The 21,386-nt window shown below is 60.6% G+C and carries 15 protein-coding genes and 1 pseudogene; 8 read left to right on the top strand and 8 right to left on the bottom strand.

Annotated elements, in window-relative coordinates; all coding sequences use genetic code 11:
- Positions 1 to 8: 8 nt before the first annotated feature.
- Complete coding sequence (locus EGT36_RS29765; protein ID WP_125271732.1) at positions 9 to 677, bottom strand: TetR/AcrR family transcriptional regulator; 669 nt, start codon at positions 675 to 677, stop codon at positions 9 to 11.
- A gap of 84 nt (positions 678 to 761) precedes the next feature.
- Between EGT36_RS29765 and EGT36_RS29760 the strand changes: the two genes are divergently transcribed.
- On the top strand, positions 762 to 1,715 hold the full coding sequence (locus EGT36_RS29760) for an HlyD family secretion protein (protein ID WP_172965758.1): 954 nt from the start codon (positions 762 to 764) through the stop codon (positions 1,713 to 1,715).
- Between the two features lie 131 nt (positions 1,716 to 1,846).
- Positions 1,847 to 3,058 carry an IS256 family transposase gene (locus EGT36_RS29755; RefSeq protein ID WP_125271731.1) on the top strand — a complete coding sequence of 404 codons (1,212 nt, stop codon included), beginning with the start codon at positions 1,847 to 1,849 and terminating at the stop codon, positions 3,056 to 3,058.
- 280 nt (positions 3,059 to 3,338) lie between these two features.
- Here EGT36_RS29755 and EGT36_RS29750 read toward each other — a convergent pair whose 3' ends face one another.
- The 6 genes from EGT36_RS29750 to EGT36_RS29725 all read right to left on the bottom strand — a co-directional run bounded on the left by EGT36_RS29750 (position 3,339) and on the right by EGT36_RS29725 (position 12,570).
- Positions 3,339 to 3,800 carry a MaoC family dehydratase gene (locus tag EGT36_RS29750; RefSeq protein WP_092938776.1) on the bottom strand — a complete coding sequence of 154 codons (462 nt, stop codon included), beginning with the start codon at positions 3,798 to 3,800 and terminating at the stop codon, positions 3,339 to 3,341.
- A gap of 12 nt (positions 3,801 to 3,812) precedes the next feature.
- Entirely contained in the window at positions 3,813 to 5,462 is a 1,650-nt protein-coding gene (locus EGT36_RS29745) for a long-chain-fatty-acid--CoA ligase (protein ID WP_092938774.1), read from the bottom strand.
- 130 nt (positions 5,463 to 5,592) lie between these two features.
- A complete protein-coding gene (locus tag EGT36_RS29740; protein WP_125271730.1) occupies positions 5,593 to 7,356 on the bottom strand; it encodes an acyl-CoA dehydrogenase C-terminal domain-containing protein in 1,764 nt (587 codons plus the stop codon).
- Positions 7,357 to 7,379: 23 nt separating this feature from the next.
- Positions 7,380 to 9,677 (bottom strand): 3-hydroxyacyl-CoA dehydrogenase/enoyl-CoA hydratase family protein, encoded by a 2,298-nt coding sequence (locus EGT36_RS29735; protein WP_125271729.1) that lies wholly within the window; start codon positions 9,675 to 9,677, stop codon positions 7,380 to 7,382.
- Positions 9,678 to 9,679: 2 nt separating this feature from the next.
- The gene (locus EGT36_RS29730) at positions 9,680 to 10,801 is read right to left on the bottom strand and encodes a thiolase family protein (RefSeq protein WP_092938768.1); all 1,122 of its coding nucleotides are present in this window, start codon (positions 10,799 to 10,801) and stop codon (positions 9,680 to 9,682) included.
- A 92-nt stretch (positions 10,802 to 10,893) separates the two neighbouring features.
- Positions 10,894 to 12,570, bottom strand: a complete 1,677-nt coding sequence (locus EGT36_RS29725) for an electron transfer flavoprotein-ubiquinone oxidoreductase (RefSeq protein ID WP_125271728.1) — start codon at positions 12,568 to 12,570, stop codon at positions 10,894 to 10,896.
- A 141-nt stretch (positions 12,571 to 12,711) separates the two neighbouring features.
- On the opposite strand from EGT36_RS29725, the gene EGT36_RS29720 reads away from it, so the two are divergent.
- The 5 genes and pseudogenes from EGT36_RS29720 (at position 12,712) to istB (ending at position 19,095) form a co-directional block, all read left to right on the top strand.
- Positions 12,712 to 13,362, top strand: coding sequence for a TetR/AcrR family transcriptional regulator (locus EGT36_RS29720; RefSeq protein ID WP_234823816.1), 651 nt, complete (start codon positions 12,712 to 12,714; stop codon positions 13,360 to 13,362).
- A 216-nt stretch (positions 13,363 to 13,578) separates the two neighbouring features.
- Positions 13,579 to 16,554 carry a Tn3 family transposase gene (locus EGT36_RS29710; protein ID WP_125271726.1) on the top strand — a complete coding sequence of 992 codons (2,976 nt, stop codon included), beginning with the start codon at positions 13,579 to 13,581 and terminating at the stop codon, positions 16,552 to 16,554.
- A 92-nt stretch (positions 16,555 to 16,646) separates the two neighbouring features.
- Positions 16,647 to 16,745: pseudogene (locus EGT36_RS29705) on the top strand (IS6 family transposase); the annotation flags it as partial.
- 114 nt (positions 16,746 to 16,859) lie between these two features.
- Positions 16,860 to 18,359 (top strand): IS21 family transposase, encoded by a 1,500-nt coding sequence (gene istA / locus EGT36_RS29700; RefSeq protein ID WP_052821263.1) that lies wholly within the window; start codon positions 16,860 to 16,862, stop codon positions 18,357 to 18,359.
- Position 18,360: 1 nt separating this feature from the next.
- A complete protein-coding gene (gene istB, locus EGT36_RS29695) occupies positions 18,361 to 19,095 on the top strand; it encodes an IS21-like element helper ATPase IstB (RefSeq protein WP_003501246.1) in 735 nt (244 codons plus the stop codon).
- A 638-nt stretch (positions 19,096 to 19,733) separates the two neighbouring features.
- Here the strand turns inward: istB and EGT36_RS29690 are convergent.
- The gene (locus tag EGT36_RS29690; RefSeq protein ID WP_112934546.1) at positions 19,734 to 20,360 is read right to left on the bottom strand and encodes a hypothetical protein; all 627 of its coding nucleotides are present in this window, start codon (positions 20,358 to 20,360) and stop codon (positions 19,734 to 19,736) included.
- An 81-nt stretch (positions 20,361 to 20,441) separates the two neighbouring features.
- Between EGT36_RS29690 and EGT36_RS29685 the strand changes: the two genes are divergently transcribed.
- On the top strand, positions 20,442 to 21,317 hold the full coding sequence (locus EGT36_RS29685; RefSeq protein ID WP_125271725.1) for a hypothetical protein: 876 nt from the start codon (positions 20,442 to 20,444) through the stop codon (positions 21,315 to 21,317).
- Positions 21,318 to 21,386 lie beyond the last annotated feature (69 nt).

Here is a 21,386-nt window from a genome sequence, read left to right as displayed (position 1 = left end):
CATCCAGTCTAGCATTCAACCTTTCTACCGCGATATCCACGTAAAAATAATTGCGTGCATCGATCCGCGAGTTCATCCATTTCAATTTCACTCATTCTGTCGCGCTGTCCAAGGAGTATCTGGCGCTGCACACCGATGATCATGCAGCGCAAGAGTTCACTGGCGGTTGCCGAAGAACAGCAGTCCAGTGCCCCGTCCCCGTATAAGGCCGCTACCCTTTCATCAAAAGCTGTTGCTACTCGCACAATCGACGAGCGGTAGTTTTCCCCGACCTCCGGAAACTGGTCGGCCTCGGAAATAATCATTTTTGCAGTCAGGCATGCTTCGGGGCTGAGGGCCTGCCGGGTATAGGCCCTTACTAGCTGTGACAAGGCAGCCTCGCCTGACATTGGCTCCGTAACCAGCTCCCCCAGCGCGGAGATACTTACCTCTATCCGCTGATCGGCAACCATCCGAAACAGGTCGGCCTTGTTCGCGACGAATCTGTAAAGGGTGCGGGTGGATATCCCCGCTCGCCGCGCGACAGTTTCTATACCGGTCTTGGCATAGCCACTAGCCAGAAACTCCGCAGCAGCGGCCTCGATCAGGAGCCGCTGCGTTTCTGAAGCTGGTCGTGTTGGTGGCCGACCGGGTGAACGCCGGTGTGGCTTGTCGAGCGGATCGGCTTTGAGGGGCATTGACAATCTCCAAGTCTCTGCAATAAGGAAAATACATATTTTCCTAACTAGGGCAAGTGATCCTGCCCGCTACCGGATTTGCAAATGCCAGTACGAAAAACAATGGTGGCCGCAGTGGTCATGGCGGCCGGGATTGGCGGCTACCTTTTCTGGTCTGCGAGCCAGTCTCGCGGCCTCTTGATACAAGGAGAGGTGGAGGCAACCCGGATCGACTTGTCCGCGCGGGTTTCGGGGCGCGTAAAGGCGACACCTGTTGCTTTCGGCGACCGTGTCTCCGCCGGACAGCTGCTGGTGGAACTGGATAGCCCGCAACTCGACGCCGGGCTTGCGACCGGAGAGGCTGCATTTGCGGTGGCGAAGGCGAACCGGAACCTTGCTTTCTCGACCCGGCCGGAAACCATTGCGGCGCGCAGGGCCGAGCTGGCTAAGGCCGAGGCAGATCTTGTCTTGGCGGAGAAAACGTACGACCGAATCAAGAAGCTTCTTCAATCGACTGTCACCTCCGCGGCTGATATGGATCAGGCTTCGAACACGCTTGCTGCTTCGATGCGTGCACGGGAAGCTGCAGAAGCAAATCTGCTCCTTGCGGAAAATGGCAATAGCGCCGAAGAGAAGGCGGTGGCGGAGGCCCAGGTCCAGCAAGCCGCAGCATCTGTCGCCCAGACACAGGCGGATATCGCCGAATTGACTGTGACCTCACCCATCGACGGTGAAGTCACCGCCCGCATGGCCGAAATTGGTAAGGTGTTTTCCGCGGGCGCGCCGCTGATCTCGGTAGTGGACGTGGAGAATGCATGGTTCACCTTCAACCTGCGTGAGGACCTGCTGGACGGACTTGCCGTCGGGCAGGAACTGGACGTGCGGGTGCCCGCACTCGGCGAACTGATGGTGACGGCCAAGATCACTGCGATCAATGTCGAGGGTAGCTATGCCAACTGGCGCGCGACCAAGGCGACCGGAGATTTCGATCTGCGAACCTTCTCGGTCCGAGCAGAGCCGGCTGCTCCCGTGTCGATAGCGTCCGCGCAACTGGTGTAAATTCGGGGGCGATTTTCGTGGAGAAAGCGGTGGAGATTTCGCTTTGGTTTTCCGCGAGACGTCAGGTGGGCACCGGGCCCGTCGGAGAAGGTGGAGTTGCGAGACTTCAACCTGACCGAAAGGAATACCCGATGACCGACGACAGATTACCTCTTGCCGAGCTTGCCGCGAAGAGCGGCGATCCGGATTTTCTTCGATTGATTGCCGAAAGCGTGCTGCAAATGATCATGGAGGCCGATGTGGACGGCCTGATCGGAGCCGGACGCTACGAGCGCGGCGAAAGCCGCCAGACCTGGCGCAACGGCTATCGCGACCGGACGCTGGACACGCGGCTCGGCACCTTGAACCTGAAGATCCCGAAGATGCGCTCCGGCAGCTATTTTCCCGGCTTTCTGGAGCCGAGGAAGACGGTGGAGAAGGCGCTGGTGGCCGTCATTCAAGAAGCCTGGATCAATGGTGTATCGACCCGCAAGGTCGATGAGTTGGTGCAGGCCATGGGGATGACCGGTATCTCCAAATCCTCCGTTTCCAAGCTGTGCAAGGATATCGATGAGCGTGTGAACGCCTTCCTCAGGCGCCCACTTTCCGGTGCGTGGCCATACCTGTGGCTGGATGCGACCTATCTGAAGATGCGCGAAGGTGGACGCATCGTCTCGGTCGCGGCAATAATCGCAGTGGCTGTCGACACGGACGGCAAGCGGGAAATCGTCGGCCTGCATATCGGCCCTTCTGAAGCCGAACCGTTCTGGACCTCGTTCCTGCGTGACCTGGTGCGCCGAGGGCTGACCGGCGTGAAGCTCGTCATCTCCGATGCTCATGAGGGATTGAAGGCCGCCATCACCCGCGTGCTCGGCGCGACGTGGCAGAGATGCCGGGTTCACGCCATGCGCAATGCGCTCGCCTATGTGCCCAAGGGGCAGCACACCATGGTGGCAGCTGCGATCCGCCAAGCCTTCCTCCAGCCCGACCATGACGGAGCCGTTCAGACATGGCGGCATGTCGCCGACCAGCTCCGCGTCAGATGGCCGAAGCTTGGGACATTCATGGACGATGCAGAGGCTGACGTGCTTGCCTATATGGCGTTCCCGTCCCAGCATCGCACCAAGCTCCACAGCACGAACCCTCTGGAGCGCTTGAACAAGGAAGTGAAACGCCGCGCTGATGTCGTTGGCATCTTTCCCAACGAGGACAGCATTGTCCGGCTCATCGGAGCGGTCCTCCTCGAAGCCAACGACGAATGGCAGCTTCAGCACCGCTACATGCAGATCGAGGGCATGGCAGAGCTCAACACACCAACAATCGAGGAGGAAAAGACACTTCAAATTACACCGAAAGCCGCCTGATCATGACGGCCCGGTCCCACACCCGAAATTACACCACCTTGACGGACGCTATCATTCTAAGAAAATAGCATTGCCGACTGGAATGGATCCGAAGAAGATCCGCCCCCACCGAAAAAAGCGCTTCATGTTGAAGGCCTGACAGCGCCCGCTGCAAGGTGAATTCGCTGAAATCTGATTTGCTGATGAGGCCCCTTTGCCATTAATGGGAAAGAGGGTGTCTGGAAATCTGGTGTCTATGAGCGCTCAGTACCATAGCGTCTCGCCGCGTAGCTCCAAGATTTCACGACGATCGCCACCAAGCAATGATTTTCGGCGTGAACACCTGAACGATCTCGCCGTCCTGATTGATCGTCTCGCTTCGGAAGGTGACGAGGCCGCGTTCGGGTTTCGAGCGTGATGGCGCAATCGTGACGATCTCGCTTTCCACATGGATGCGATCACCCGGCCATGTAGCGCGGGGCCAGGCGATTTCCCCGCCCGCGCCGATCAGCCCGCCGGCCAGCGGCAGGCTCTGTACGAGCAACCGCATGGTGGCCGCCGCCGTGTGCCAGCCGCTGGCGGCGAGCTTGCCGAACAGGCTGTCGCGCGCCAGTTCCTCGTCGAGGTGGAAAAACTGCGGATCGTAGCGCCCTGCGAATTCCCGGATTTCATCGAGTTCCATCACATGGGAAGGGCTGGTGAAGCGCTGCCCGACTGTGAGGTCGTCGAGATAGAGCTTCACTGCCTGCGCATCTTCGGTCATGTCGCGTCTTCCTCAGCCAGCCAGCGTCGCGTCCGGCGAGCGCTTTTCGTATTCGTCGAGAACGATCTGGCGGATCGCGGTCTTGAGCAGCTTGCCGGTTGCCGTGTGCGGCAGTTCCTCGACGATGATGACGTCGTCGGGAATGCTCCACCTGGAGATCTTGCCGGTATAGACATCGAGCATGTCGTGGCGCGTGAACGTCTGGCCGGGCTTGACCACTACGACGAGAACGGGACGCTCGCCCCAGCGGGCGTCTGGGGCGGCGACCACGGCCGCTTCCTTGATCGCCGGATGGGCCTGCGCGATGTTTTCCAGTTCGATCGAGCTGATCCATTCGCCGCCGGATTTCACCACGTCCTTGGTGCGGTCGACGATCTGCACGAAGCCGTCCTCGTCCATGGTGACGACATCGCCCGTGTCGAACCAGCCTTCGACGGCATGCGCCGGGCTCTTTTCCGTGTTGTAGTAACCGGCCGCGACCCAGGGGCCGCGCACCAGCATGGCGCCGAAGGCCTTGCCGTCGCGGGCCACCGGCTTTCCGTCGCTGCCGTCGATGCGGAATTCCATGCCGAACAGCGGGCGGCCCTGCTTGGATTCGAGCATGAGCCTTTCTTCCGCCGAAAGCTTCTCGTGCTTGGGAAGAAGCGTCGCCGCAAGTCCGATCGGGCTCGTTTCCGTCATGCCCCAGGCATGGCGAACCGTGACGCCCATGTTGTGGAAGCGGCTGATCATGATCGGCGGCGTGGCCGAGCCGCCGATGGCGACACGCTTCAGGCTCGTGAACTTCTGGCCATGGGCATCCATCCAGTCGAGCAGGCCGAGCCAGACCGTCGGCACGCCGGCGGTTGCCGTCACGCCTTCGCTTTCGAACAGCGAGTGCAGGCTGGCGCCGTCAAGGTTGGGACCGGGCATCACGAGCTTCGCCCCGACCATCGGCGCGGCGAACGGCAGGCCCCAGGCATTGACGTGGAACATCGGCACAACAGGCACCACCGCGTCATTGGCCGAAAGGCTGAGCACATCCATGAAGCTGATCGCCATGGCATGCAGCACGCTGGACCGGTGGCTGTAGAGCACGCCCTTCGGGTCGCCGGTGGTGCCTGAGGTGTAGCACAGGCCGGACGCGGTGTTCTCGTCGAATACCGGCCATTCGAATTCGTCCGACTCGTCCGCGATCAGCGTTTCGTAGCAGACGAGGTTCGGCAGAACCTCCGACTTCGGCATATGCGCCTCGTCGGTCAGGATGACCACGGCCTTCAGCGGTGCCAGCCGGTCGGCCAGCGCTTCGAGGATCGGCAGGAAGGTGAGGTCGGAGAACAGCACGCTGTCGCCGGCATGTTCGATGATGTAGCCGATCTGCTCGCGGAAGAGGCGCGGGTTGATCGTGTGGCACACGAAGCCCGAGCCTGACACGCCGTAGTAAAGCTCCATGTGGCGGTAGCCGTTCCAGGCGAGCGTGCCCACCCGGTCGCCATGCTCAAGGCCGAGCTTCTGCAAGGCGTTGGCGAGCTTCTGGCTGCGCTTCGAAAGATCCGCATAGGTGTAGCGATGGATGGGGCCTTCAACGGTCTTCGAAACCACTTCCGTGCTGCCGTGATAGGTCGCTGCGTGACGCAGGATCGACGACACGAGCAGCGGTGCATTCATCATCATGCCAAGCATGGTCTTCTCCTCCCGGGCAAGAGTAATTCCAGCGAAAGTGTGAAACGGCTTTGCGTCCGGAATTACATGAAAACAAAGGGATAGAGCATTTCCGGCGACTCCGTTCTCGCCGGAAATGCTCTGACTTCAATCAGAACAGGTCGGCGTCGAGCGCCATGATATCGGCAGCGCCGGCGCGGATGGCCGCGTCGAGGCTGACGGTTTGCGGCAGGAGGCCGGCCGCAAAGAAGCGGGCAAGCGCGAGCTTGCGCTGCTTCAGCGGCGTCGTCGCATCGGCCGAGGCTTTTTCGGCCATGCGCACCCAGAGCCAGCCGAAGCTCACCAGCGCGAAGAAGCGCAGGTAGTCGGTGGCGCTTGCTCCGGCCTCCACCGGATCGGCACCCTTGGCCAGCAAGTCTTCCGTCAGTTTCTCCAGCCGGGCAAGAGCCTCGATGACCGAGGCCTTAACCGTTTCCAGTTCGGCCGGACCCTTCGTGGTCGAAAGGTCATCGCGCACCAGCGCGAAGAAGCCGCGCGCCACGTCGCCGTTTTCCATCGGCAGCTTGCGGCCGACGAGGTCCATGGCCTGCACGCCGTTGGTGCCCTCGTAGATCTGGGCGATGCGGGCATCGCGCACATACTGCTCCATGCCCCATTCGCGGATATAGCCGTGGCCGCCGAACACCTGCTGCGACTGGACGGCGATCTCGAAGCCGAAATCGGTGAAGGCGGCCTTCACCACCGGCGTCAGCAGCGCGACGAAGCCATCGGCCTTGCGGCGGGTGTCCTGATCGGGATGACGGGTGGCGATATCCATCTGCAACGCAGTCCAGATGGCGAGTGCGCGACCGGCCTCGGTCAGCGACCGACCTGTCAGCAGCATCTTGCGCACGTCGGCATGTTCGATGATCGATACGGGGCCACGCGCACCGTCGGCGGAACGGCCCTGCAGGCGCTCGCGGGCGTAAGTCACGGCCTTCTGGTTGGCGGCCTCGCCGATGCCCAGTCCCTGAATGCCGACGAACAGGCGCTCGGCATTCATCATCGTGAACATGGCGTTGAGGCCGCGGCCGGGTTCGCCGACCAGCCAGCCGATGGCGCCGTCATAGTTCATCACGCAGGTCGGCTGGGCGTGAATGCCCATCTTGTGCTCCAGCGAGCCGACCGACATGCGGTTGCGGTCTCCGAGCGAACCGTCTTCCTTGACGAGGAACTTGGGCGACAGGAAAAGACTGATGCCCTTCACGCCCTTCGGCGCGTCGGGCAGGCGGGCCAGCACCAGATGCACGATGTTGCCGCCGAAATCATGATCGCCAGAGGAGATGAAGATCTTCGTGCCCTTGATGGAATAGGAACCGTCGCCCACCGGCTCTGCGCGAGTGGTGAGCAGGCCGAGGTCGGTGCCGGCGGAGGATTCGGTGAGCGCCATCGCGCCCGTCCATTCGCCCGAGATCATCTTCGGCAGATATGTCTGCTTCAGCTCGTCGCTTGCATGGTGGGCGATTGCCTCGACGGCACCGCGGGTCAGACCCGGAAACAGGCCGAAGGAGAGATTGGCGGAAGATAGCATTTCGTCCAGCAGGATCTGCAGCGCGCGCGGCAGGCCCTGTCCGCCGAATTCCGGATCGCCTGACAAACCGCCCCAACCGGCTTCGACGAAAGCCCTGTAGGCGTCGGACACGCCCTTCGGCGTCGTCACCAGCCCGTTTTCCAGCTTGCAGCCTTCCTCGTCACCGGGACGGTTGAGCGGTTCGAGGATCTCGGCGCAGAACTTGCCGCCTTCCTCCATGACGCTCGTTGCGAGTTCCGTATTGACCTCTTCAAAGCCGGGAAGGGTGGCCATCTGCGCGTCGAAGTCGAAGACCTCGCCGAGCAGGAAGGAGATGTCGTCGACGGGAGGGATATAGCCTGCCATGGGAGTTCCTTGCCTCTTCTTGTTCAGTTGCGCAGCGGCTTGCCGGTCGCCAGCATGTGCTTGACGCGGTCCACGGTTGCAGGTGTTGCGAGCAGGTCGACAAAGGCCTCGCGTTCCAGCGCGATCACATCGTCTTCCGAGAGCGGTTTCAGCGGATCGGCGGAGGGACCGCCGGTCAGAACATTGGCAAGCGCGCGCCCGACCACCCTGTCATGCGCGGTGGCCCGACCGGCGAGCGCTTCGCCTTCGATGATGTTGTGGATCGCGGAAGCCCCTGACGGCCCGGCCATGGCGATGACAGGCGGTTCCGGCGCGACATAGCCTTCCGCCAGCGAAAGCGCCTTTGCCTTGGCGTCGGCGATCAGCCGGCTGCGGTTCATGGTGATGCCGTCGGTGGCCTTGAGATAGCCGAGGCTACGGGCGTCGAAGGCGCTGGCCGAAACCCTGGCGGGTGCGATCAGGTTGAAGGCGGCAATCGCAGGCGCGACCGGCCCGCGCAGCGCGGCGGTCGATGCCGAGAAGCGCAGCATCATTTCCTTGCAGCCGCCCCAGCCCGGCACGACGCCGATGCGGGTTTCGACGAGGCCGATGGAAAGCTCCGCATGGGCCTGGATCGCGTCGCAATGCAGAAGGATCTCGCAGCCGCCGCCGAGCGCCAGCCCGGCTGCGGCACCGACCACCGGGAAGGGGGCGTATTTCACCGCCTTGAAGGTGCGATGGCCATGGTCGATGAAGACGCCCAGCGCCTCGCGACCGCCCTTTTCCACCGTATCGAGGAAGACGCGCAGGTCGGCGCCCGCGCTGAACACGGCGGCATCGCTGCCGATCACCAGTGCCTTGAAATCCTTCGCCGTGCGTTCGACAGCCTTGTTGATGGCGTCGAGCAAGGCGGGATTGTAGGTGTTCATCTTGGTTCGGAATTCGAGGCAGGCGACGCCGTCGCCAAGATCCCACAGGCTTGCCGCGCCCCAGTCCTCGACCGGCTTGCCGGCGAGCTTGAGGTCGGAAAGAAGCAGCACGCCGTCACCCCTGGCAATCGGTTCGACCGTGCCGTCAGGCAGCAGGTTGGCGCGCTTGCCGTCGACGACCGAATAGAAGCCGCCCTTTTCTGCTGCGAGCGAGAGATAGGCGGGCACGGCAACGCCGCGCGCTTCGAGCCGGGCCTTCAGCCAGCCGGCGCCGAGCCGGTCGATCAGCTCGAACGGACCCTGCTTCCAGCCGTAGCCGGTGCGCATGGCCTCGTCCACGGCGTCCGGCGTGTCGGCGATGTCCGGCACCAGCGACGCGGCATAGGCAAGTGCCTTTTCCATGACGATCGCAGCATAGCGGCCGCCGAGGCCGGCATGCTCCATCAGCGCGCGCGGATCGCCGCCCGAGGCATCGAGGCTTTCGGAGGAAACCGCCTTCTGCGGCCGGTATTCGCCGGTCTTCAGGTCGGTCACGTCGCGCGACTTGCGGTCGGGCGAAAGGCGCACGAAGCCCGCACCGCTTTTGCGGCCGAGACGGTTTTCCGCGATCATGCGGGCGATCAGCGCCGGTTCGGCGTCGTAGTCCTTCACCGCATCGCCTTCCGGCGTCGCGTTCTGCAGGCTGCGCAGGATGGTCGGCATCAGGTCGATGCCGACGAGATCCAGCAGGCCGAAGATGCCGGTGGAGGGAATGCCGAAGGGCTTGCCGATGATGGCGTCTGCTTCCTCGACATCGAGGCCGAGTTCTATGGCCTCGTTCTGCGCCACCACCATCCAGTAATTGCCGATGCGGTTGCCGATGAAGCCGGGCGTGTCCTTGCAGACGACCACGCTCTTGCCGAGGCCGCGATCCGCGAAATCACGGATGGTCGCGGTCACTTCGGGCTTGGTCGCCTTGCCGGAGACGAGTTCCAGCAACCGCATGATGCGCGGCGGATTGAAGAAATGGGTGATGAGGAAGTCGGCGGCGAAACCCTCCGGCAGTCCCTCGACCAGCGAATGCAGCGGAATGGTCGAAGTGTTGGAAGAGACGATGGAGCCCTTCTTCCTGACACCGTCGATGGCGCGGTAGAGCGTCTGCTTTATCTCCAGCTTTTCCGCGACAGCCTCGACGATCCAGTCGGCGTCGGCGATCAGCGCCAGGTCGTCCTTGGTCGAGCCGGTGGCGATGCGGCTCGCGAATGCCGGGTCCATGAAGCCGTTGGCCTTGAGCTGGCGGGCGACGCCGCCATCGGCAAACTTCTTCTCCATGTCGAGCAGCACCACGTCCAGCCCTGCATTGGCGAGATGGGCGGCGATGCCCGAACCCATGACGCCCGCGCCGATGACGGTGGCTTTTTTGATCGTAGCCATGATCAAGCGGCCTCCAGAACCATGGCGATGCCCTGACCGCCGCCGATGCACTGGGTGGCGAGCGCGTGACGTCCGCCGTCGCGCTTCAGGAGCAGCGACGCCTTGCCGACGAGGCGGGCGCCGGTCGCGCCCAGCGGATGGCCGAGCGCGATCGCGCCGCCGTCGCGGTTGAGGCGGGTCGGATCGATGTCTAGGTCGCGGCAGCAGGAGAGAACCTGCACGGCGAAGGCCTCGTTCATCTCGATCACGTCGAGATCGCCTGCGGAAATACCGGCGCGCTTCAGCGCCTTGCGGCTGGCCTCGACCGGGCCGATGCCCATGATCTCGGGCGCGCAGCCGGAAATGGCATATCCCGAGATACGGGCGAGGGGCTTAAGGTTATGGCGCTTGACGAAGTCTTCCGAGCAGACCAGCGTCGCGGATGCGCCGTCGGTGAGCGGCGAGGAGTTGCCGGCCGTGACCGAACCGCCGGCCTTGAAGGCGGTCTTGAGGCCCGCGAGCTTTTCGGCGTCCGTCTCACGCGGGCAGCCATCGGCGGCGACATCGCCGATAGGGGCGATCTCGGTGGCCAGCCGGCCATCGGCGCGGGCGGCGAGCGCCTTCTTCTGGCTCTCCAGCGAATAGGCGTCCTGTTCCTCGCGCGAGATACCGTAGCGGTCGGCGAGGTTTTCGGCGGTCAGTCCCATGTTGAGGAAGGCGATGCGCTGGGCGTCGCTCCAGGCCGGGTTCGGCATGGGGTTGAAGCCCATCATCGGCACGCGGCTCATGCTTTCCACGCCGCCCGCGACGAAGGCGTCACCCGCGCCCATGGCGATGGCGCCAGCGGCCATCTGGATCGCCTGCATGGAGGAGCCGCACCAGCGGTTGACCGTGGAACCGCAGACAGATTGAGGAAGTCCGGCGATCAGTGCCGCACAGCGGGCGATATTGAGGCCCTGTTCGCCCTCGGCGAAGGCGCAACCGAGGTTCACGTCCTCAAGTTCGGCAGGGTCGATGCCGGAGCGGCCGACCAGCACCTTGATGACGCCGGCTACGAGATCATCCGGGCGAACGCCGGCCAGCGCGCCGCGATAGGCGGGCGTAAACGGGCTGCGCAAAGTGTCGACGATATAGATTGCGGTCATGGTCTTCTTCTTCCTGTCTGGAAGCATTTCCGGCAAAGCTGCGAAGCGGTTGGCGTCGGATAATGCGTAGAAACAAAGGGATGGAACGGGCGTCACATGTTGGGATAGTTCGGGCCGCCGCCGCCTTCGGGGGGCACCCAGGTGATGTTCTGCGAGGGATCCTTGATGTCGCAGGTCTTGCAGTGCACGCAGTTCTGCGCGTTGATCACGAAACGGGGGCCGGTCTTCGCCTGTTCGTCGTCATAGACGACCTCGTAGACCCCGGCGGGACAGTAGAGCCGCGCCGGTTCGCCATAGAGCGGCAGGTTGCGTTCGACCGGGATGGCGGGATCGGCAAGCCTCAGATGAACAGGCTGGTCCTCGATATGATTGGTGTTCGACAGGAAGACCGAGGACGGCTTGTCGAAGGTAAGCTTCCCGTCCGGCTTCGGATACTGGATCGGCGTGACTTCCGAAAGCGGCTTCAGGCTCTGGAAATCGGCCTTTTTGTGCTTGATCGTGCCGAAGGGAGAGACGCCGAAAAGCGTCTGCAGCCACATGTCGATGCCGCCGAGGCCGACGCCGAGCACGGTGCCGAACCGCGACCACAGCGGCTTGACGTTGCGGACCGGTTTCAGGTCCCGCCCGATGGCCGAGCTGCGCCAGCCGGCCTCATAGGCTTCGAGCGTATCGTTGGCGCGACCGCCCGCAAGCCCGTCGAACACGGCATCCGCCGCCTGCATGCCGGAATGGATGGCGTTGTGCGAACCCTTGATGCGCGGCACGTTCATGAAGCCAGCCGCGCAGCCGGCCAGCACCCCGCCCGGAAAGGCAAGCTGAGGCACCGACTGGTAGCCGCCTTCGGTTAGCGCGCGGGCGCCATAGGCGATGCGCTTGCCCCCCTCGAAGGTGTCGCGGATCAGCGGATGCGTCTTGAAACGCTGGAATTCGTCGAAGGGTGAGAGCGTCGGGTTCTTGTAATCGAGATGCAGCACGAAGCCGACGGTCACCAGATGATCGTCGAAATGGTAGAGGAACGAGCCGCCGCCGGTCTTCATGTCGAGCGGCCAGCCGAACGAATGCTGCACCAGCCCCTTGCTGAACTTCTCCGGCTTCACCTGCCAGAGTTCCTTGATGCCGATGCCGAATTTCTGCACCGAGCGTCCCTCGGTCAGGTTGAAGCGGGCGAGAAGCTGCTTGGTCAGGCTGCCGCGAGCACCCTCGGAAAACACGGTGTATTTCGCCCGAAGCTCCATGCCAGGGGTGAAATCATCCTTCGGCTCGCCGTCGCGGCCAATACCCATGTCGCCGGTGGCGATGCCTGTGACCGCGCCGTTGTCGTCATAGAGAACTTCGGTTGCCGCAAAGCCCGGATAGATCTCGACGCCGAGCGCCTCGGCCTGTGCCCCGAGATAGCGGGCGACATTGCCGAGCGAGCCGATGAAGTTGTCGTGATTGTTCATCAGCGGCGGCATCAGCGCATTGGGAAGCCGCAGCGAACGGCTGGCGGTCAGCACATGGAAGCGGTCGTCGGTGACTTCGGTGGTGAGCGGTCGGTCGGGATCTTCCCGCCAGTCGGGCAGGAGCGCATCGAGGCCGGAAGGATCGATCACCGCGCCCGACAGGATATGCGCGCCGACTTCCGAACCCTTTTCCACGACGACGACGGAGATTTCCGCGCCTGCCTCGGCCGCGCGCTGCTTCAGGCGGATCGCGGCGGCAAGACCGGCCGGTCCCGCGCCAACGATCACCACGTCGAAGTCCATGGCCTCTCTGGTTGTTTCGCTCAACTTTACCTCCTTCAGCTGAACGAGAGATGTGGTATCAAACGATTGTTACAATTGGCAAGAGGAATCTGGCGGACGCTTTTCGTCTCGTAACGAAGCCAGAGTTTGGGAAAATGACAGCTCTGCGCTATTAGCAAAGGAAATATGAATGAAACCGGTGAGGCGATGACGGCAGGAAACGGTCCTAGAAGCACGAAAGACGTCAGCGGTTTACTGGCTGTGGCGTTGCGGGATACGGGCATAACCGACCGCCACTGTGAGATCCTGGAAGCCGCTGCAGCGCTGTTTGCCGAGCGAGGTTACGCTGCGACTTCAGTTCGTGATATCGGCGAACGCGTTGGACTCCTTGGCGGCTCTCTATACCATTACATCAAGTCGAAAGAGGCACTGTTCGTCCGCATCCACGATATCGCCCTGCAGATTGCTGAAGATCGCGTTCGCTCCGCGATCGAGCCGATAACGGATCCATGGGAACGCTTGGAGATGGCATGCATCACCATGATGGAGATTCAACTGGATCCCGCCTCATTGACGATGCCCCTAATGAATGATTTCATTTCTGCGCCGGCTGAAATCCGAGATCGCTTGGTCGACAAGCGTGACAGATTCGAACTCGTATTTCGCGACTTGATCGCAGAACTTCCGCTAGAGGCCGAATATGATCGCGGCATCTATCGGTTGCTTCTACTGACGCTACTAAACAATGTTTCAAATTGGTATAGGCCAGGACGCATGAATCCTTCAGATATAGGCCGCCAGATCGCAACTATTTTCAGACATCGCGGTCGGAATTGATTTTTGTGAACAAATCTTGCTCAAGATTATTTGGGGTCGGAACAAGAGCAGTCCGAAATCGTACGCTAAGGTCGAACGAAACCGGAACGATGCCGTAGATCCGATGTGCAACATCCGATCTCTGTGGATTGCCACCGACATGCGCCAATTTTGATTTCTCTGTCCGGCCCGACTCGACAACGCTTCGAGCAGATTGCTCATCAATGGAGTCGGGCGATGGCAAAGCGCAAGCTTCTTAAAGATCAAGATCGCCGGAAGCTTGTCGACATACCAGTCGACGAGGATAACCTAATCCGACACTATTCGTTGTCATTGGCGGATCGCCTGGAGATTGAACTGCGGAGACGTAATCACAATCGGCTCGGCTTTGCCATCCAGCTATGTCTGATGCGATACCCGGGTCGAGTGCTTGGAGCAGAAGAAACTCCGCCTCGCGCCATGCTGAAGTATGTTGCTGATCAGATCGGCGCCGCTCCAGGCGAATTTGCCCTCTATGCACGTCGTGAAGAAACCCGTCGGGATCATATGGCGCGGCTAATGGTCTATCTGAATACGAGAAGCGCGACGCTGCAAGATCGCCGCGTCGCGCTATTGGCAGCAGTTCAAGCGGCGACCATGTCCGACGACGGTGCTGCGATAGCCAGTTTGACTGTCGCCGCGTTTCGCGAACGCGGCGCTCTTCTGCCGGCGATCGACACGATCGAACGCATCGGCCTTGCCGGCCGTGCCATAGCCCGGCGGCGAGCAGAAAGAACCCTGATTGAAGACATCCCACTCGATAGGCTTCAATCACTGGATAGGCTGTTAGAGGTTGACCCGTCGATCGGCAAGACGCGCTTCCACTGGCTGCGCTCGGCGCCAGAAGCGCCGGCCGCGTCGAACCTCGTCGGGCTGACCGAGCGAATAGCCTTTCTGCGGCGGCTGGAGATCGATCCGGAACTGCAGGCGCGCGTGTCATCCGGACGGTGGGACCAGATGATCCGGGAGGGCAACGCAACGCCGGCCTGGCTTGCCAACGACTTCAACGCCAGCCGTCGCCACGCTCTGATCGTGGCCCAAGTCATCAAGCTTTGCCAGAAGCTCACGGACGATGCGGTGACGATGTTCATCAAGCTGATGGGTAAATTGTTCTCGCAAGCCAACAATCGGAAGAAGCAGCGGCAGATGGACTGCAGAGCGAACACCGCCAAAGCGCTGCGCATGTTTCTGGATACGATCACGGCCCTGCAGTCTGCCAACGACCATGGTCGGAACGCATTGGATGTTCTCGACCAAAAAGTCGGTTGGGACCGGTTGCTTCGGATGAAGCCTGAGCTTGAGTCGATGGTCGACGACAACGAGGCGCCATCGCTGATCGTAGCGGCCGAGCAATATGCGACCGTCCACAAATATGCTGGTGCGTTCCTTCTAGCCTTCACGTTCCGCTCAGCGCGTCGCCACGATCCACTTCTAGCGGCAGTTGCGCTGCTGAAACGGCTTTATGCCGAGATGCGGCGGACACTCCCGGATCGCGTGCCGCTCACTCACCTCAGCCAAACTGATCGACGGCTTATCTTCGAACAAGGAAAACCCGATCGCCGTCTGTACGAAATCGCGACGCTCGCTGCTTTACGAGACCGGCTTAGATCTGCGGAGATCTGGGTCGCTGGCAGCCGATCTTTCCGGCCCATCGATGAGCATCTGATGCCGCGGTCGACATTCATCAAGATGAAGGACGAAGATCGTCTCGGTTTGGGGGTCCAGAGCGACGGCGCGCAGTGGCTTGCCGAAGCGCGTCAGATGCTCGACTTCAACCTGACGCGTTTGGCCCACAGAGCACGATCCGGAAAGCTCGAGGGCGTTCGTCTCGAGGCAGGAACCTTGATTGTCACGCCAACCGCCAGCGAAGTCCCCCCGGCCGCCGAGGAACTGAATGCCGAGGTCAGCGACATGTATCCGTTGGTGGAGGTTCCCGACTTGCTAAGGGAGGTGCATGAATGGACCGGGTTTGCAGATTCATTCACGCATGTTCGCACCGGCGACGTCCCGAAAAATGTCTCTGCTATGCTGGCGGGCGTCCTGGCCGATGCTACGAACCTCGGCCCAAAGCGAATGGCGGGCGCATCCAAGGGGATCAGCGCTCATCAGATTGGTTGGATGCGCGCATTCCATGCTCGATCGGAGACTTACCGCGCGGCGCAAGCGTGCATCACCGAGTCCCACACCCAGCATCCGCATTCCCGCCTTTGGGGTAATGGCACAACGTCATCGTCCGATGGCCAATTCTTCCGTGCGAGCGATCGTGCTGCAAAGCGCGGTGACATCAACTTGCATTACGGCAGCGTGCCAGGATCGAAATTCTATAGCCATCTGTCAGATCAGTACGGCTACTTCAGTATTTTGCCCATCAGTCCAACCGAAAGCGAGGCGGCCTATGTGCTCGATGGGCTCTTCGATCAGGACACGGTCCTCGACATCCAAGAACACTTTACCGACACAGGCGGAGCCAGCGATCATATCTTCGGGCTGTTCGCCCTGATCGGAAAGCGGTTCTCACCGCGACTACGCAATCTCAAAGACCGGAAGTTCCATACGTTTGAAAAGAGCGGCGCATATCCGGCGCTGTCGAACCATATCGGGACGCCGATTAATGCCAATCTGATCCTCGATCATTGGGACGACCTGCTCCATCTCGCGGCGTCGATCACGACACGGTCCGTGGTGCCGTCTACGATCCTCAAGAAACTGTCCGCGTCTTCAAGGCAGAGCCATCTCGCGAGGGCGCTCCGCGAACTCGGCCGTATCGAAAGGTCGCTCTTTATGATCGAATGGTACTCAAGTCCGGCACTACGGCGGAGATGCCAAGCCGGTCTAAACAAGGGCGAGGCCGCCCATAAGCTGAAACGCGCTGTGTTCTTCCACGAGCGGGGCGAAATCCGCGACCGGTCGTTCGAGAGCCAAGCTTTCCGCGCCTCGGGGCTCAATCTCGTCGTCAGTGCGATCGTGCACTGGAATACGGTTTATCTTGATCGCGCGGTCACACAGCTGAAACGAGCGGGGCGAGACATTCCTGATACTCTATTGAAACACATATCGCCGCTCAGTTGGGAACATATCAACCTTACCGGCATCTACACATGGGATGCCGAACATCAGATGCCGAACGGATTTCGATCGCTCCGCCTTCCGGCTAGGCTAAGGAACGCCGCGTAAGTTCTCATTCGGGCGTGTCGCAAATTCTTTTGGTTAACTAGCTGTTGACCACAACGGTGGAAATTCAGCTCCCGATGTAGCGGAGCGTAGCCATGATTCTGAATGCCATTGCCGAAAAGCTGAAGCGCCAGTCGAAGGACGATTTCAAAGGGCGGCATTTCGAGGCATGGCTGATCGTGCAGGCAGTGACTGTGATTAGGCATGGAATAAGGACCCCGCACATGGGGTGATCGGCGTCCAAACGGGACCCCCATTTGCAATGGGGTTACAACAGCCTCCGGTTTCATCGGAGGCTTTTTGTTCGGATGCTTATTGTGGAAACAATTCTGAAGATACGGCGGCTAGCCCATGTTCAGGGCAAGTCGATCAAGGCGATCTGCCGGGAGTTGGGCATATCGCGGAAAGTGGTGCGGAAGGTTTTGCGCACCGATGAGACGGAGTTCAAATACGAACGGACCCGTCAACCTCAGCCGAAGCTCGGCCCCTGGCGCGGTCAGCTCGATGGAATGCTCCTCGCCAATGAGGCCAAATCTTCTCGCGAACGGCTGACACTGATCCGGATATTCGAGGACTTGCGCGACCTCGGCTACGAGGGCGGTTACGACACAGTCCGGCGTTACGCCCGAACATGGGCGAAGGAGCGCGGGTCCGTGACGGCGCAAGCCTATGTGCCGCTCTATTACGCGCCGGGCGAGGCCTACCAGTTCGACTGGAGCCACGAGATTGTCGTGCTGAACGGCGTGACGACGACGGTGAAGGTTGCGCATATCCGGCTCTGCCACAGCCGGATGATGTATGTGAGAGCCTATCCGCGCGAGACGCAAGAGATGGTCTTCGACGCCCATGACAGGGCGTTCGCTTTCTTCGGCGGGGCCTGCACGCGCGGCATCTATGATAATATGAAGACCGCGGTGGAGACGGTCTTCGTCGGCAAGGAACGGCAATACAATCGCCGCTTCCTACAGATGTGCAGCCATTACCTGATCGAACCGGTGGCCTGCACGCCGGCGTCGGGGTGGGAGAAAGGCCAGGTCGAGAACCAGGTCAATCTGGTGCGCGAACGCTTCTTCACGCCGCGACTGCGCTTCAAATCCTACGATGAACTGAATGGCTGGTTGCTGGACAAGTGCATCAGTTACGCCCGCGCTCATAAGCACGTCGATCAGACGGAGCGCACGATCTGGGAGGTGTTCGATGCGGAGCGGCCGCACCTGGTCGGCTATCCCGGCAAATTCGACGGCTTCCACGCTGTGCAGGCCTCGATCGGCAAGACCTGCCTCGTGCGTTTCGACAACAACAAATACTCGGTACTGTCTACGGCAGTCGGCCGCCCTGCCGAGATACATGCCTATGCAGATCGCATCGTCATCCGGCAGGATGGCGTGGAAATCGGCCAACACGATCGCTGCTTCGGCCGTGGCGAGACGATCTATAATCCCTGGCATTACGTGCCGGTCCTGACCCGCAAACCGGGAGCACTGCGCAACGGTGCGCCGTTCCACGACTGGGTTTTGCCCGCCGCCATGGAGAAGGTGCGCCGCCGGCTGAAGGCAATGCATGACGGCGACCGGCAGATGGTGTCGATCCTCGAATGCGTGGGCCTGGACGGGCTCCCCGCCGTCGAAGCGGCCTGCCAGGAGGCGATCGATCAGGGCGTGTTCTCGGCCGCCGTCATCATCAACATTCTGGCCCGCAAGCGTGATCCGCAGCCGGCCGCCATCCTTTCCATCCCCGATGCGCTTCGCCTGACCCATGAGCCTCTGGCCGACTGCGCCCGTTACGACAGCCTGAGGAGGGCAAGCTGATATGGAACGATCCCAAATCCTCGACATGATGGGCACGCTGAAGCTGTTCGGCATGCGTAGCGCCTATGACGAGATCATGGCCTCCGGCATCAAGCGACAGCACGAACCGCCGCGCATCGTCGGTGACCTGCTTCAGTCGGAGATCGCCGAGAAGCAAGCGCGCTCCATCAAATACCAGATCACCGTCGCCAAGCTGCCGCTGGCCAAGGACATCGACGACTTCGACTTCACCGACACGCCGGTCAACGAAGGCCTGGTGCGCCAACTCGCAACCGGGGCCTTCCTCGCCGAGCAGCACAATATCGTTCTGGTCGGCGGAACCGGCACGGGAAAGTCTCACCTGTCCATCGCCCTTGCTCGTGCTCTGATCCGCAATGGCGCACGCGGCCGCTTCTTCAACGTCGTCGACCTCGTCAATCGGCTCGAGACGGAGGCACGTAGCGGCAAACAGGGACGGCTGGCCGACTTCATCACCAGGCTCGACTTCGTCATCATGGACGAACTGGGCTATCTCCCATTTGCCCAGGCGGGCGGCCAGCTCCTCTTCCACCTCATCAGCAGGCTCTACGAGCGGACGTCCATCATCGTCACGACGAACCTGGCCTTCGGCGAGTGGCCGGCCGTATTCGGCGACGCCAAGATGACCGCCGCTCTGCTCGACAGGCTCACCCACCATTGCGAGATCGTGGAAACCGGGAACGAATCCTGGCGCTTTAAAAACCGCTCTCAAAGCTAAAGCCGAAAAGACAAACAACCCGCGCCCGCAGGCCCTTGCGCTAAATGGAGAGCCCCGGGCCTACGCGCGCTGACCCGATGCAACTAGAGGCAGGGGTCCCTTTTGGGAGCCGATAAGGGGTCCCGTTACGACGCCGATTGACAGCGCACAATGAAGGGTCACAGAACCATCAAAGGCTTAGAGCTCAATTCGGTCGGAAGACTTGAGCACCGAGCCGCGATAGAAAAGCTTTCTTTGAGAACGGGTCCCATATCCCTAACCATCGGTTTGGCAGCCCAGTTGCAATTCAACTCGCCTTCACAAGTTTATATGATGGCCGCAGAAGTTATCCGTGGGAAGCTCAAGGGTGCCCAGGGACGATGAGGGGATGTTCTGCCTTGCCATGGCGACGTTGTAAGGGAACGACATCGTCAATATCGAGTAGGCCGCTTGCAAAACAGTCGATTGCGGCGCTCGCAAAGACGGTTGGCTAGGTTTTGCCTTCAGACTTGAGCTAGCCGGTCTGGTACCGGCCATCACCTTACCGGATGATGCGCTCCTCCAGGAGCTTCGATTCCACACGGCGATCTCTATAACCCATTCGCGGACAGCCATCTGATTTCAGGAGAGCAGGCAGCCAGGAGGTTGCCAGCTTTTGTTCAGGAGCCTTCCTGGTCCCACTCACGCTTGAGATATCTTCGACCTATCTCGCAGAACTCGAGCCGTGTGGCTCCGAGCAGCCCCATTTGCCGAGCGACGGCGATTTTTCCGTCGAGGTTCGGATCGTGCTGCCACCATTGCGGTCGCCATGCCTGGACGATTGCATTGAACACCCGCATCTCTGCTGTCGTGGTTTCAAAAAGCAGCTTGTAGCTATGGGCAGCGCCGTAGATCGTCATCACGATGTAGTCGACCGAAAAGTCGTTCTCGACCGTGAGATCGGAGGATGAGTGCTTAAGAAAATTGTAGGAATGCCGCAGCCCGGCGAACACCTCGTGTTCAAGATCAGGTGGGACCTCTGCGTCCTTCAGCATCGCTCGTACGCTGTTCAATCCCACGTCGTCGCGACCTTTGCCGATGGCTTCCATGATGTGCGTTGCGGCGCTTGCTAGCACGTGCGCCGAGATCGGATCCTCGTCGATCAGGAAGAGCCTGATCGCTGCATTAATCTCGCGCTCGCAGATTGCTTGCCTGTTTAGCCGAAGGTATTCGATGTCGGGATTTTCTTCGGCGAGCGGCAAAGCGGCGCGCTGGTCCATCGACACGGGCATTTTTCGGCGTGCCATATCTCGATTTCCTTTTTGCGGTGTGGTCTTGTGGTCCGCACATTCGCACCATCTGATTTTTCTGGCAATTTCGGCGTATCAATGACGATCGAACCGGGCACATTCTCTGAAATCGAACAGGAGGCAATTGTCCTCAGTGCTGTCGTCAGCATGGTCGACGATATGGTCAATCACGCCATCTTCTGTCCTCTTGACGAGAAGCGTACTGATACCAACCTCCTTCCACAGACCGCCGGAAGCTTACGGCAGTTCGGAACCTTTCTCCGGGATTTTCTGTCACCGGTGACTGGTAAGGGTGGCTCGCCCCTACCATTTGACCTGCCCAAGCCGCCAAAGGATGGCAGCAAAGTCGATCACACAACACTCTACTATCTAAAGCGCGTCTGCGAGAAGCCGTTGATCGGAACGAAAATCGACCACCTCAGTCGGATCGTGCAGGAGTTCAGCGACTGGCTTGAGGCCTATGCTTTCGTCGAGGAAGTCTGGTTCGGCAATATCAGTCAGAAGGTGGATCTGCGGATCAAACGGATCGACTTTATCCGGATGAGTGGTGATATAGGAAAGCACAACTTCCTGCGGTTGGCCGGGCAAGCCAATACCCTCCGTAGGATCTTGGGAGATAACAACGTCGAGATCGATGAGAGCGATGCTTACTTGGCGCTGCCAGATTGCTGGGATTGGTTCCACACCCACCTGCTCGCTTACCACGCCAGCACAATTGCGGAGTTCTTGAACAACATCCGTTATGCGATCCGGCTCTACATCACCCCGGTGGCTCTTGAACGATACACAGTGACAGGGAATGTCGATGGCTTGGAGTTATTCACGTTCGAACGGCCAACCGAGATCGTCAATAGGTTTGCTTGGGCCCAGTTCTTCGAGCTAATGCAGGGATCGCTCCGACAGCCGAATTTTCCGCCGTTTAGCGTGGCTCGAACAATGAAGATGCGGTTCTGACCGGAAATAATATTAGAATACCGGACGTCTGATTTCCTCTGGCCGCGACGCAGCAAGTTAGGCATTGGC

Origin of the sequence: Agrobacterium sp. FDAARGOS_525 (assembly GCF_003938925.1) — a bacterium.
Taxonomy (GTDB): Bacteria; Pseudomonadota; Alphaproteobacteria; order Rhizobiales; family Rhizobiaceae; genus Agrobacterium; species Agrobacterium pusense.
Note: the sequence above shows the minus strand (reverse complement) of the source record. Positions and strands in the feature narration are given on the sequence as shown.

Excerpts from the sequence above, each read along its gene's own strand:
- EGT36_RS29735 (WP_125271729.1), bottom strand. The coding sequence starts at position 9,677 with ATGGCTACGATCAAAAAAGCCACCGTCATCGGCGCGGGCGTCATGGGT.
- EGT36_RS29750 (WP_092938776.1), bottom strand. The coding sequence starts at position 3,800 with ATGACCGAAGATGCGCAGGCAGTGAAGCTCTATCTCGACGACCTCACA.
- EGT36_RS29685 (WP_125271725.1), top strand. The coding sequence starts at position 20,442 with ATGACGATCGAACCGGGCACATTCTCTGAAATCGAACAGGAGGCAATT.
- EGT36_RS29720 (WP_234823816.1), top strand. The coding sequence starts at position 12,712 with ATGAATGAAACCGGTGAGGCGATGACGGCAGGAAACGGTCCTAGAAGC.
- EGT36_RS29745 (WP_092938774.1), bottom strand. The coding sequence starts at position 5,462 with ATGCTTGGCATGATGATGAATGCACCGCTGCTCGTGTCGTCGATCCTG.
- EGT36_RS29730 (WP_092938768.1), bottom strand. The coding sequence starts at position 10,801 with ATGACCGCAATCTATATCGTCGACACTTTGCGCAGCCCGTTTACGCCC.
- EGT36_RS29740 (WP_125271730.1), bottom strand. The coding sequence starts at position 7,356 with ATGGCAGGCTATATCCCTCCCGTCGACGACATCTCCTTCCTGCTCGGC.
- EGT36_RS29765 (WP_125271732.1), bottom strand. The coding sequence starts at position 677 with ATGCCCCTCAAAGCCGATCCGCTCGACAAGCCACACCGGCGTTCACCC.
- EGT36_RS29755 (WP_125271731.1), top strand. The coding sequence starts at position 1,847 with ATGACCGACGACAGATTACCTCTTGCCGAGCTTGCCGCGAAGAGCGGC.
- istB (WP_003501246.1), top strand. The coding sequence starts at position 18,361 with ATGGAACGATCCCAAATCCTCGACATGATGGGCACGCTGAAGCTGTTC.
- EGT36_RS29690 (WP_112934546.1), bottom strand. The coding sequence starts at position 20,360 with ATGGCACGCCGAAAAATGCCCGTGTCGATGGACCAGCGCGCCGCTTTG.
- EGT36_RS29710 (WP_125271726.1), top strand. The coding sequence starts at position 13,579 with ATGGCAAAGCGCAAGCTTCTTAAAGATCAAGATCGCCGGAAGCTTGTC.
- EGT36_RS29760 (WP_172965758.1), top strand. The coding sequence starts at position 762 with ATGCCAGTACGAAAAACAATGGTGGCCGCAGTGGTCATGGCGGCCGGG.
- istA (WP_052821263.1), top strand. The coding sequence starts at position 16,860 with ATGCTTATTGTGGAAACAATTCTGAAGATACGGCGGCTAGCCCATGTT.